Origin of the sequence: Priestia flexa NBRC 15715 (genome assembly GCF_001591565.1) — a bacterium.
In the GTDB taxonomy this organism is placed as follows: domain Bacteria; phylum Bacillota; class Bacilli; order Bacillales; family Bacillaceae_H; genus Priestia; species Priestia flexa.
Genome location: NZ_BCVD01000118.1, coordinates 1 through 12106 on the forward strand (window position 1 = coordinate 1; position 12106 = coordinate 12106).

Below are 12106 nucleotides of genomic sequence, written 5' to 3' on the forward strand. Positions count from 1 at the left end.
CTTTATGTTTATAATGACGGTAAGACGAACTAAAGGGGGTGACTAGATGGATAGTATAATCTTTGACTTAGACGGAACGCTCTGGAATTCAATTGGAACAGTAGCTATCGCTTGGAACGAAGTCATTAAGAAGAGCAATTATGTTGAAAGAGAAGTAACAGAAAGAGCCTTTGAACAAACCATGGGTCTTCCATTTCAAGAAATTGCTCAAAAACTATTCCCAGAATTAGATGAACAAAAGCAAAAACAGATTCTAGCGGAGTGTTGTGAAGTAGAGAATACTTATTTGGAAAAACACGGTGGTAATCTGTATCCACAAGTAGAAGAAACGCTAAAAGAGCTCTCTAAAAAATATAAATTGTATATTGTGAGCAATTGCCAAGCAGGCTATATTGAAGCTTTTTATAACTATCATAAGCTAGATGCACATTTTATTGACTTTGAAAATCCTGGGCGCACAGGTTTATCAAAAGGTGAGAACATTAAGCTCATCATGAAGCGTAATAAATTAAAAAGTTCTGTGTATGTAGGAGACACACAAGGAGATTTTCAAGCAGCTCAGTATGCGGGTATTCCATTTGTCTACGCATCGTATGGATTTGGCGAAGTTGAAGCGCCTGATTATACAATTGGTACGTTTCAAGAGCTAAAAGAACTGTTTTAGCAGCTCTTTGGGTTTAAGATATATGTATGCCAATGCGCGCCGTTTCACAGTCTATATACATAAATATACCTTTGTCTTGAGAGGATGTGACAAAGTTAGCTTTCTTCTTCATTGAATGTAAGCGGTTCATATCCTAACATTATAAGTGTAATTATGATATAGAAAGGAAGAGAGCACATGGCTCAATCAAATATAAAAGTAGGCGTTCAAAAGTTTGGTAACTTTTTAAGCTCAATGGTAATGCCAAATATCGGGGCATTTATTGCCTGGGGTCTAATTACGGCACTATTTATTGAGAAAGGCTTTTTTCCAAATGAAGAGCTTGCTAAGCTTGTTGGACCAATGGTTACGTACTTATTGCCCCTTTTGATTGGTTATACTGGTGGTAAGCTTGTTCATGACCAGCGCGGTGCAGTTGTTGGTGCCATTGCTACAATGGGAGTTATTGTTGGAGCAGATATTCCAATGTTCCTTGGAGCGATGATTGTGGGTCCACTTGGTGGGTATGTTATTAAGAAATTTGATCAGTTAATTGACGGTAAAATTAAAACAGGCTTTGAAATGCTTGTAAACAATTTTTCGGCAGGTATTTTAGGTGGCGTATTAGCCATTTTAGCTTTCTTAGGTATTAGTCCTGCAGTAGACGCGTTTACCCAAGCGCTAATTGTTGGTGTAGATTGGTTAGTAGGTGCTGGATTACTTCCACTAACAAGCATTTTAATTGAACCAGCAAAAATTCTATTCTTAAATAATGCAATTAATCATGGAATCTTATCGCCAATTGGTGCAGAGCAAATTCGTACTACTGGCCAGTCTGTCTTGCTACTTCTTGAAGCAAATCCAGGCCCTGGTCTAGGCGTACTGTTAGCTTATTGGTTCTTTGGGCGTGGAACAGCGAAGCAATCTGCTCCAGGTGCAGCAGTTATTCACTTTATTGGAGGTATTCACGAAATTTACTTCCCGTATGTGTTAATGCGTCCAATGCTTATTATTGCGACAATTTTAGGAGGTATGAGCGGTGTATTCACGCTTGTACTGCTAGGTGGAGGTCTTCAAGCAGTTGCATCTCCGGGTAGTATCTTAGCTATTTTAGCTGCAACGCCAGGTAATGCAGGAAGCTACATCGCAAACATCGCAGGGGTTCTGGTAGCGACAGTCGTATCGTTTATTGTTTCAGCGTTTATCTTAAAAACAGGTAAGCAAACAGAAGATTTAGATGAGGCAACGCGCAAGATGCAAGAGATGAAAGGTAAAAAGAGTTCGGTTGCTGGTTCAATTGTGACAAATAAAGCAGCTTTACCACAAGGTGTTAACAAGATTGTATTCGCTTGTGACGCTGGAATGGGATCAAGTGCAATGGGAGCATCATTACTTCGTAAAAAAGTAAAAGAAGCCGGTTTAGATATCTTTGTTACAAATACAGCAATCAGCAATATTCCGAGTGATGCTCAAATTGTTATTACACAAGAAGAGCTTACTCCACGTGCTCAAAATAAAATTCCAGAAGCATATCATATTTCAGTAGATAATTTCTTATCTAGCCCTGAATATGACAAGCTTATTAATAAGCTTAAAGATGATTCTTCAGCGGAAGGGCGAGCTCCTGAAGTGGAGGAAGTAGTGGAATCAAGTCAAGAAGATGATAGCTTACTGCGCGAAGAGAATATCTTCCTTAATCAAGAGTTTAACAACAAAGAAGAAGCGATTCGATTTGCAGGGGAAGTGCTTGTAAAAGGTGGTTATGTGGAAGAAAGCTACATTGAAGCCATGATTGAGCGTGACAATATGACGTCTACGTATATGGGAAATGATGTTGCTATTCCACACGGTACAGAAGAAGCGAAAAAGAACGTATTAAAATCGGGATTCACTGTGCTACAAGTTCCAAATGGCGTTGATTTTGATGGTGAAAAAGTACGTTTAATCTTTGGTATTGCTGGTAAAGATGGTACGCACCTCGAAATTCTATCAGGTATCGCAGTAACATGTTCTGTCATGGATAACATTGAAAAAATGGTTCAAGCTAAATCAGCTAAAGAACTTAAAGCAATTATTCAAGGTGAGCTGAACTAAAGAAGTAAAAGAGTAGAAAGGCATGTGAAGTGCCTTTCTATTCGTTCTTTTTGAAAGGCGTTGATTTCTTTAGATAAGAAATGAGTTGATGCATGTGTTTATTACGTCCAGGGAAAAGACCATTATTGAGTTAATCATTAAAACGTCAGAAAAACATACGGCTTTATCCATTGCTAGTTTTTTGAAGGTAAGTGCTAGAACAGTACATCGGGATTTGAAAGCAATTGAATCCTTACTGAAGCAATTTAATTTGCAATTAGTTCGTACACAAGATGAAGGACTAATAATTAGCGGTAAAGATGAACAGATTTTCAAGTTGATCCAAGAACTTATGAAAGTTCAACCTACCGATCAGTCTCCGAAAGAACGTAAGCTACTATTGGTTATTAAGCTATTGGAAGAAGCATCTTTTAAGCTCCAAACGCTAGCTAAAGACTTAGGTGTTAGCATCACTACCTTAACCTCGTACTTGGATGAATTAACAGATTGGCTTGAACATTACAGTATAACCCTTGTTCGAAGAAGAGGAGTAGGGCTAGAGGTCGTTTCAACTGAAATCAATAAACGAAAAGCGCTTGCTAATTACTTTCTTGTTTATTTTGGAGAAGAGCTAATCGAACAGCTTTTTTTACTTGAAAATAATCAGTCAAAGCAGGAAAAGGCTTTATATTATTTTAATACTGCTTATTTGGCAGAGGTAGATCGCATTGTTAATTTGAAAATAAATAAAGGTCATTCTAGGTTAGCGGATAGCGATTATATGGGGTTAATGATTCATATATGCATCATGCTACAAAGGTCTGAGAAGGGCTTTCAGTTAGAAGAATCGATGTTAATTAATGAAGCGTCAAATGAGTACAAATTAATCAAAAGTGTGTGTCAAGAGCTCGAAGCACAGTTTTCTCTCAGCATTAACCCCAATGATATTACATTCTTAGCTGTTGTATTGCGAGCATCCAAGTTTCAAGTAGCCAACGCAGTGGATTACGATAGTCTAGTTTTAGGACGCATTATTAAGCGAGTTATTCAAGATGTTTCTAATCAGCTACACATTGATTTAACAAACGACTTTTCACTATTTCAAGGCTTGTTGGCACATATGGAACCATCTATATTTCGCATTCAACAGCACCTAGAAGCATTCAATCCTTTAACAGAAGAGATAAAAAAGAAGTATCCGCTGCTGTTTATGGCAGTAAGAAACAGCATGGAAAAAGAGTTTAAAGAGTTATCTTTTTCAGATGATGAAATTGCATATGTGGTTCTCCACTTTGGTTCTGCTTTAGTTGTGCGAGAGGAAAATGTGGTAATTAAAGCTTTAGTTGTATGTCCAACAGGCATTGGTACATCTAAGATGCTAGCGAGTCGGATAAAAAAAGAATTTATTGAAATTGATTCTGTTGATGTGAAATCAATTAAAGAAATTCATGAAACGAATACAGAGAGGTACGATCTTATTATTTCAACCGTTCGTTTACCATTTTTAGCATGTGAATACATCTTAGTTAATCCGCTGCTTAGCGATGAAGACATTAATTCTATTCGGACCTTTCTTCAAAAAAATGTGGAGGAGCTAACACAAAAGAACCGATATTCAGCAAAAAGCAATATAACCGCTACTTCAATTCCAGCTAGTAGGCCGCCTTTTCAACAAATAATGAAAGAAATAAAAGAAGTGTATACAAGTATTGATTCAATTTTTGACAATCTAAGAATTTACCGAGAAAGTTCGGAGATAGACCATGAACGAATCATTGCTCGTATGGTTGCGGCTGCTGAACGCGAAGCTTTGGTTTCAAATAAAGAAGCTATTGTCCAACAACTCAAGGAAAGAGAAGAAAAAGGGGGACTTGGTATTCCAGAAACAAGCATGGCTCTTTTTCACTGTCGTCATGAAGGAGTAGGAAAACTATTGTTTCAAATCTCTCATTTACACTATCCGTGTCAGGTAAAAGGAATGGATGGAAAGATGATGGAAGTCCGAAACCTACTGCTGATGTTGGCGCCAGAAAATCTTACCATCCGCGAGCAAGAGATTTTAAGCTTAATTAGTACAAACTTGATTGAAGATAAAGAAGCGATGATGATTTTTTCTTCGTCTAATGAAGAGATGATTCGAAAAAAACTGGAAGATACATTTTATGAATACTTACAAAATAATTTAATAAAGGAATGATAAGTGTGAAAACAGTTGTACATTTTGGCGCAGGTAATATTGGAAGAGGGTTTATCGGTTCACTATTTGCTCAGTCGGGATACCACGTTACGTTTGTTGATATTGCGCAAACAGTTATTGATAAACTCAATGAAGGTAAAGGGTACCATGTGAAAACCGCAGCAGAAAATGCCGAAGTGATTGAAGTGAATAATGTGTCTGGCTTAAATAATATGACGCAAGAGGAAGAAGTATTGGACGCTTTAAAAACGGCTACCTATATCACAACAGCTATCGGACCAACAATTTTACCTCGTATTGCGCCGTTGATTGCAAAAGGCTTAGCAGCTCGCGTCAAGGAAAACGATGAGAAAGTGTACGTTATTGCATGTGAAAATCAAATCTCGGCAACGGAATTACTAAAAGGTTATATTCTAGAAAACCTAGATGAAGAAACAAAAGAAGAGCTTTCTAAAAAAGTATCATTCTTTAACTCAGCAGTCGATCGTATTGTACCAATTCAATCGAATCCAGACTCTATTGATGTATTGGTTGAGCCATATTATGAGTGGGTAGTAGAGACAACAGAAGATATTCCAACAGTTGAAGGAATGAAAATTGTTCCGGACTTAGCGCCATTTATCGAACGTAAGCTTTTTACGGTTAATACAGGACACGCCGTAATTGCCTACTTAGGGTACTTGCAAGGAAAAGAAACAATTCATCAGACATTAGAGGATGCTGAGATTTATGAACAGGTACAAAAGACGTTGAAAGAAACAGGTGCGTATCTTGTTCAAAGGTATGGTCTTGATCAAGGTGAACATGAGGCATATATTAAGAAGATTATTGAGCGCTTCAAAAATGCTTATTTAAACGACTCTGTTAATCGTGTAGGGCGTTCACCTATTCGTAAGCTAGGCTCTCAAGATCGATTAGTTCGTCCAGCTGTAGAAGCAAAACAAGCAGGTTTGCCATATGCAAACTTAGCAAAGGCAATCGCTGCAGCATTGCTGTTTAATCCTTCAGAAGATGAAGAAGCTGTTCAGCTACAGACAATGCTTGAAGAACACGGTATTTTGTATGTGCTAAGTAAAGTGAGCGACTTACATGAAAACGATGATTTAACTCAAGAAATAATTAAGCACTACTCTCAATTACAGAAATAAAAATATCTTTTCCAAAACGAGCCTTATAATAAAAAGAGGCTCGTTTTCTAATGGAGTAAAAGGGGAGAGAGGATCCATGATAAAACCAAAAATATTTCAAGTTAACGGAACGGAGTATACTGTTCGACCTGCTAAAGTCAGTGATGCACCTGCACTTGCTGAATTGCGGTTACAAATTGATGGTGAAACAGAACATTTCGATCGTGTACAAGGAGAAGGCCTGATTGATGAAGGGGAATTTAAGGAGTTAATTTTGCTGGACACGTCTATACCCAACCATTTATTTCTCGTCGCGGAAGTAGAAGGGAACCTTGTTGGTTTTTCTAGATGTGAAGGCAGTCATCTGAAGCGACTCAAACATCAAGTCGAATTTGGAGTAGGTGTCATAAAAGAGTTTTGGGGATTAAAAATAGGTCAGGCATTACTAAGTCAATCGATTCTTTGGGCTCATCATCAAGGTCTTGTTAAGATGACGTTAAAGGTCATTGAAACGAATAAAAGTGCTATATATGTTTACAAAAAGTATGAGTTTGAAATAGAAGGAATTTTAAAGAAGCATAAGCGTCTATCTGATGGTCATTATTACAACACACTTATTATGAGCCGCTTTTTTAGCTGAATCATTCGTTTCGACTTCTCTTCAGAGGGAATACTTTCTATATCAATAAGTATCCGTAGGGAAGGGAGAAAAGATCGATGAGCTCTATTATTTATCAAAAATCTACGATGGTAGCATTGCTAGAAGGTGTTTATGATGGAACAATGACAAAAGAAGAGCTTTCTCAAAAAGGAGATTTTGGCCTGGGAACATTTCAGGCGTTAGATGGTGAAATGCTAGCGGTAGATGGGGGTTTTTATCATTTAAGAGAAGGAAAAGCGGTAGAGGTAGAAGCAAAAGACGTGCTTCCATTTGCCGTGATGACGTATTTTAAAGGCCAAACAGAAATGATTTTAGATGATGTATTAACTCAGAAAGAGCTTGAGCAACAGCTAGAAGCTCAAATGAGTAGTGAAAACGTCTTTTATGCAATTAAGATAGAAGGAGTTTTTAAACAAGTAAAAACAAGAACGGTAGCGAAACAAAGAAAGCCATATCCACCAATGACGGAAGTCGCTGAAAGCCAACCTGTTTTTGAACTGGAAGATGTAAAAGGAACAATGGTAGGTTTTTTTACGCCAAATTATGTAGCAGGTGTAGGAATTCCAGGATACCACTTCCATTTTATTGATGAACATAAAACGGCAGGTGGTCATGTTTTAGATGTAACAGTTCAAGATGTAAAGGTAATCTTAGAAGAAAAAACGTTTTTGGAATTGGACTTAGATGATACTCAGCGTTTTCGTAATGCTAATTTAGACAAAGAAAATATAAGAGAGGAAATTGAAGAAGTGGAATAAAGCATCGTTTAAGCGATGCTTTTTTTAATCCAAGTAAATGGAAATTTTTAAGTGACATAATTGCAAAAAACTCCTTGTGCTCAGCTTTAAAACATGTATAATAATACGAGTTGAAAGTAAACTTTAAGTTAAGTGTTACAAAACTTTATTTACTGGAAGTTTACTTATTTTAAACATGTTGAGGTTTAAATAAATGGAGATAGGTAAGAAGATTAAAAACTTACGTTTAAAAAAAGGATTAACGCAAGAAGAGCTTGGAGAACGGACTGACCTTAGCAAAGGTTATATTTCACAGTTAGAGCGAGATTTAAGTTCTCCTTCTCTTGAAACGTTTTTTAGTATTTTAGAAGTGTTGGGCTGCCAACCAAACGAGTTTTTTGATCAAGATAAAACGGTGCAAAAAGTTGTATATAAAAAAGAAGACTACACCAATTATTGTGATGAAGAAAAAGGCTATCACATTGAATGGTTAGTTCATGAATCGAATGAAAAAGAAATGGAACCTATTCGCTTAATTTTAGAAAAAAAAGGTGAATTTAAAGAATTTGAGCCTTCCTTATCTGAAACCTTTGGCTATGTGCTAAAAGGAGCTGTTATTGTTCAAATTGGTCAGCGAACGTATGAAGCGAAAGAAGGAGAAACGATTTACTTCCAAGCTGCTGAAGAGCATAAAATGTTCAATGCCTATGACGGCGTCACCGAGCTTATTGTAGTAGCGACAGAATCATATTTATAAAGAGATTAAGAGGAGAGACGATTGAAATGAACGATAATCAAGCGATTATTCGCTTTGAAAATGTAACAAAGCAATACGACAACGATTCAATAGTGCTTGATAATGTAAGCTTTGAAATTGAAAGAGGAAAGTTTTATACGCTACTAGGTCCATCAGGGTGTGGTAAAACGACTATCTTACGCTTAATTGCAGGGTTTACAGAGGCTTCAAGCGGAGATATCTATTTCAACGGTAAGAAAATTAATTCCGTGCCGGCTAACAAACGTCAAGTAAATACTGTGTTTCAGGATTATGCATTGTTTCCGCACCTTAATGTATTTGAAAACATTGCATTTGGATTACGAATAAAAAAAGTAAAGAATACAGAAGTCAAAAAGCGAGTGAGTGAAGCACTTCGATTCGTTAATTTGGAAGGATATGAAAATCGTGAAATTAAAGAGATGTCTGGAGGGCAACGCCAGCGCGTGGCAATTGCTCGAGCAATTGTAAACCAACCGGAGGTCATTTTACTTGATGAACCGCTATCGGCACTGGATTTAAAACTGCGTACGGAAATGCAGTATGAACTAAGAGAACTTCAACGCCGATTAGGTATTACATTTATTTTTGTTACGCATGACCAAGAAGAAGCACTAGCGATGTCTGATGAAATCTTTGTATTAAACAAAGGACATATTCAGCAAAGTGGTGCACCAACAGATATTTATGATGAACCAATTAATCGCTTTGTAGCAGATTTCATTGGGGAGTCAAATATTATTCCAGGAAGTATGGTTGAGGACTTTGTTGTAGAGTTTGCGGGTGAACGTTTTGAATGCGTCGATAAAGGCTTCGACCCAAATGAAAAAATAGAGATTGTCATTCGTCCGGAAGACTTAGAAATTACGGATCCAGAAAAAGGTAAAATCCAAGTGAAGGTTGACTCTCAGCTGTTTAGAGGGGTTCATTATGAAATTTGTGGATACGATAAGGATGGAAACGAGTGGCTTGTGCATTCAACAAAAAAAGCAACAGTAGACGAAGAAATTGGTCTTTACTTTGATCCTGAAGCAATTCACGTTATGCGCTTTGGTGAAACAGAGGAAGAGTTTGATAAGAGGCTAGAAGCATATGGTGACGAGACTCATGCAAACTAAGTCACGTAATATTTATTTAGTACCGTATCTGCTTTTTATAGCTTTGTTTGTTATTGCACCGATTGCCTTAGTTGTTTATTACTCGTTCTTTGATATTCACAATGAGTTCACTTTAGCCAATTATGAAAAGTTTTTTACACCTGTTTATTTAAAAATGACACTCAGCTCGTTTTGGTATGCTTTTTTAATTACGCTATTTTCATTATTAATTGCTTATCCTACAGCGTACTTGTTAACTAAAACAAGACATAAGCAACTATGGCTGTTGTTGATTATTTTACCAACTTGGATTAACTTACTGCTAAAAGCATATGCGTTTTTAGGGATTTTCGGTACGTATGGAACAATTAACAGCTTTAGTGAGTTTTTAGGATTTGGCACTCATCAAATATTATTTACTGATTTTAGTTTTGTTTTTGTATCCGTTTATATCTTTATTCCATTTATGATTTTACCAATTTTCAACTCGCTAGAAGAACTGAACCCTTCTTTAATATATGCATCGCGTGATCTAGGGGCTTCTTCATGGACAACATTCCGTCGAGTTATATTCCCACTCACATTAAATGGCGTGAAGTCAGGGTGCCAAGCGGTCTTTATTCCTGCGCTATCACTCTTCATGATTACTCGTCTAATTGCCGGGAACCGAGTGATTACGCTTGGTACTGCAATTGAGCAGCATTTCTTAGTAACACAAGACTGGGGAATGGGAGCGACGATTGCGGTCTTCTTAATTATTGCGATGGCAATTATGATGATTGCAACTGGAACTAGAAAGAGAGGACTATAAAATGATGAAGAAATGGAAATGGAGCAATATATATTTAATTTTAGTTTTTGTCATTTTATATGCGCCAATCTTTTACCTTATGTATTATTCATTCAATAGCGGTGGTTCAATGAGAGAGTTTGAAGGCTTTACATTGCAATGGTATAAAGAAGTCTTTCAAGATACAAGGTTATTAATCATTGTATTAAACACTCTTATTATTGCTTTGCTTTCATCCGTAATTTCAACAATTCTTGGGATTATTGGAGCGCTTGCAATTATTTATGTGAAAAGAAGAAGAGTTCAAAATACGCTGCTGACGTTAAACAATGTTCTCATTGTTAGCCCAGATGTCATCATAGGAGCTTCTTTCCTTATTTTATTTACGATTGTTGGAATTAAGCTTGGCTTTACATCTGTTCTACTGGCCCACATTGCTTTTAGTGTTCCAATTGTTGTTATTATGATTCTTCCAAAGCTTCAAGAAATGAGTCCAACTCTAATTGATGCAGCACGGGATTTAGGGGCGAGCCGTTTTCAAGTATTATCAAAAGTTATTTTGCCGTTTATTTCACCGGGAATCTTTGCAGGATTCTTTTTAGCGCTGACTTATTCGTTAGATGATTTTGCAGTTACGTTCTTTGTAACAGGCAACGGATTTTCTACACTGTCGGTTGAAATTTACTCACTAGCAAGACGCGGCGTATCATTAACGATTAACGCACTGTCTACGCTAATTTTCTTATTTACTGTGCTCTTAGTAGTAGGCTACTATTTTGTTAGCCAGCGTAATCTTCGTACGAAAGGAGGCGGGGTTGAGAAATGAAACAATTAATGCGGTCATTTGTTGTTATTGTAGCCATTTCACTCGTCTTAATGTACGTTGTATCTCGGTTAAACTCTGCTCAGGGATATTCAGGAGGTAATACCTTGACCGTGTATAACTGGGGTGATTATATTGATCCAGAAATTATTGATGAGTTTGAGGAAGAGACTGGGATTAAAGTTATCTACCAAACGTTTGATTCCAATGAGGCAATGATGACAAAAATTGAACAAGGTGGCACCACGTTTGATATTGCGGTACCATCAGAGTACGCGATTAGCAAAATGAAGGAAGAAGATTTACTACTTCCTGTAGAACATAAGCAGCTACCTAACTTAAAACATATTAATCCACGCTTCCTCAACTTATCGTTTGATGAAGGAAATAGATATTCTATTCCTTACTTTTGGGGAACAGTAGGTGTTGTTTATAACAAAGAAATGCTAAATGGCAAGGAGATTACGAGCTGGGACGATTTATGGGACCCAGAATTAAGAAATCAAATCCTGTTAGCTGATGGTGCACGAGAAGTGATAGGAATGGGACTTAACAGCTTAGCCTATTCGCTAAATGACACGAATAAAACGCATTTAAGAGAAGCGAAAGAAAAACTAGATACGTTAACACCCAACGTTAAAGCGATTGTTGGAGACGAAATTAAAATGTTGCTAGCAAACGAAGAGGCATCCGTCGGTTTAGTTTGGTCTGGTGATGCTTCAGAGATTATGAGTGAAAATGAAGATCTAGATTATGTAGTCCCAGAAGAAGGGTCGAACCTGTGGTTTGATAATATGGTAATTCCTAAAACAGCAAAAAATATTGAGGGTGCTCACCAGTTTATGAATTTCATGTTAGACCCAGAAATCGCAGCTCGAAATGCTGAATATGTAGGGTATTCAACGCCAAACGAAAAGGCTCTTGATTATTTACCGGATGAAGTTGCAGAGGATAAGCGCTTCTATCCAGATGAAGCATTAACTGAAAAGTTAGAGGTGTATGATAATCTAGGGAAAGAAATGTTAAGCTACTACAACGAATTATTTTTAGAGTTTAAAATGCATAGAAAATAGATGTTGTTTTCGCTCCCTTTATCTCACCAACAAGGATAAATGTGTAAAATAAATAGGTTTTACTCCCTGTTGAAAAGATAAAAATAGACCTTTAATATAGAGATAAGAAA

Annotated in this window: 11 protein-coding genes; all 11 read left to right on the forward strand. The window is 37.0% G+C overall.

Annotated features, from left to right (window positions below):
* Positions 1–46 precede the first annotated feature (46 nt).
* The 11 genes from BFL01S_RS16280 to BFL01S_RS16330 all read left to right on the forward strand — a co-directional run bounded on the left by BFL01S_RS16280 (position 47) and on the right by BFL01S_RS16330 (position 11996).
* Positions 47–664: an HAD family hydrolase gene (locus BFL01S_RS16280; RefSeq protein ID WP_061786325.1), complete on the forward strand. Its 618-nt coding sequence runs from the start codon at positions 47–49 to the stop codon at positions 662–664.
* Between the two features lie 177 nt (positions 665–841).
* Complete coding sequence (locus BFL01S_RS16285) at positions 842–2737, forward strand: PTS mannitol transporter subunit IICBA (RefSeq protein WP_061786326.1); 1896 nt, start codon at positions 842–844, stop codon at positions 2735–2737.
* Between the two features lie 88 nt (positions 2738–2825).
* Positions 2826–4913 carry a BglG family transcription antiterminator gene (locus tag BFL01S_RS16290; RefSeq protein ID WP_061786327.1) on the forward strand — a complete coding sequence of 696 codons (2088 nt, stop codon included), beginning with the start codon at positions 2826–2828 and terminating at the stop codon, positions 4911–4913.
* Positions 4914–4918: 5 nt separating this feature from the next.
* A complete protein-coding gene (locus BFL01S_RS16295; RefSeq protein ID WP_025910575.1) occupies positions 4919–6061 on the forward strand; it encodes a mannitol-1-phosphate 5-dehydrogenase in 1143 nt (380 codons plus the stop codon).
* 76 nt (positions 6062–6137) lie between these two features.
* Entirely contained in the window at positions 6138–6680 is a 543-nt protein-coding gene (locus tag BFL01S_RS16300; protein ID WP_061786328.1) for a GNAT family N-acetyltransferase, read from the forward strand.
* 77 nt (positions 6681–6757) lie between these two features.
* Positions 6758–7459, forward strand: coding sequence for an acetolactate decarboxylase (gene budA / locus BFL01S_RS16305; protein ID WP_025910579.1), 702 nt, complete (start codon positions 6758–6760; stop codon positions 7457–7459).
* A 193-nt stretch (positions 7460–7652) separates the two neighbouring features.
* Positions 7653–8195 carry a helix-turn-helix domain-containing protein gene (locus BFL01S_RS16310; RefSeq protein WP_061786329.1) on the forward strand — a complete coding sequence of 181 codons (543 nt, stop codon included), beginning with the start codon at positions 7653–7655 and terminating at the stop codon, positions 8193–8195.
* Positions 8196–8221: 26 nt separating this feature from the next.
* On the forward strand, positions 8222–9331 hold the full coding sequence (locus tag BFL01S_RS16315) for an ABC transporter ATP-binding protein (protein WP_061786330.1): 1110 nt from the start codon (positions 8222–8224) through the stop codon (positions 9329–9331).
* Entirely contained in the window at positions 9321–10121 is an 801-nt protein-coding gene (locus BFL01S_RS16320) for an ABC transporter permease (protein WP_061786331.1), read from the forward strand. The genes BFL01S_RS16315 and BFL01S_RS16320 overlap by 11 nt, the downstream gene beginning before the upstream one ends.
* A 1-nt stretch (position 10122) precedes the next feature.
* On the forward strand, positions 10123–10926 hold the full coding sequence (locus tag BFL01S_RS16325) for an ABC transporter permease (protein WP_025910587.1): 804 nt from the start codon (positions 10123–10125) through the stop codon (positions 10924–10926).
* Positions 10923–11996 carry an ABC transporter substrate-binding protein gene (locus tag BFL01S_RS16330; RefSeq protein WP_025910588.1) on the forward strand — a complete coding sequence of 358 codons (1074 nt, stop codon included), beginning with the start codon at positions 10923–10925 and terminating at the stop codon, positions 11994–11996. Before BFL01S_RS16325 ends, BFL01S_RS16330 begins: the two co-directional genes overlap by 4 nt.
* The last annotated feature ends 110 nt before the right edge of the window (positions 11997–12106 follow it).

Bases quoted from the DNA above. Each gene is read 5' to 3' on its own strand.
- BFL01S_RS16320 (WP_061786331.1), top strand. From the start codon at position 9,321: ATGCAAACTAAGTCACGTAATATTTATTTAGTACCGTATCTGCTTTTT.
- BFL01S_RS16285 (WP_061786326.1), top strand. From the start codon at position 842: ATGGCTCAATCAAATATAAAAGTAGGCGTTCAAAAGTTTGGTAACTTT.
- budA (WP_025910579.1), top strand. From the start codon at position 6,758: ATGAGCTCTATTATTTATCAAAAATCTACGATGGTAGCATTGCTAGAA.
- BFL01S_RS16280 (WP_061786325.1), top strand. From the start codon at position 47: ATGGATAGTATAATCTTTGACTTAGACGGAACGCTCTGGAATTCAATT.
- BFL01S_RS16315 (WP_061786330.1), top strand. From the start codon at position 8,222: ATGAACGATAATCAAGCGATTATTCGCTTTGAAAATGTAACAAAGCAA.
- BFL01S_RS16310 (WP_061786329.1), top strand. From the start codon at position 7,653: ATGGAGATAGGTAAGAAGATTAAAAACTTACGTTTAAAAAAAGGATTA.
- BFL01S_RS16300 (WP_061786328.1), top strand. From the start codon at position 6,138: ATGATAAAACCAAAAATATTTCAAGTTAACGGAACGGAGTATACTGTT.
- BFL01S_RS16290 (WP_061786327.1), top strand. From the start codon at position 2,826: ATGCATGTGTTTATTACGTCCAGGGAAAAGACCATTATTGAGTTAATC.
- BFL01S_RS16325 (WP_025910587.1), top strand. From the start codon at position 10,123: ATGATGAAGAAATGGAAATGGAGCAATATATATTTAATTTTAGTTTTT.
- BFL01S_RS16330 (WP_025910588.1), top strand. From the start codon at position 10,923: ATGAAACAATTAATGCGGTCATTTGTTGTTATTGTAGCCATTTCACTC.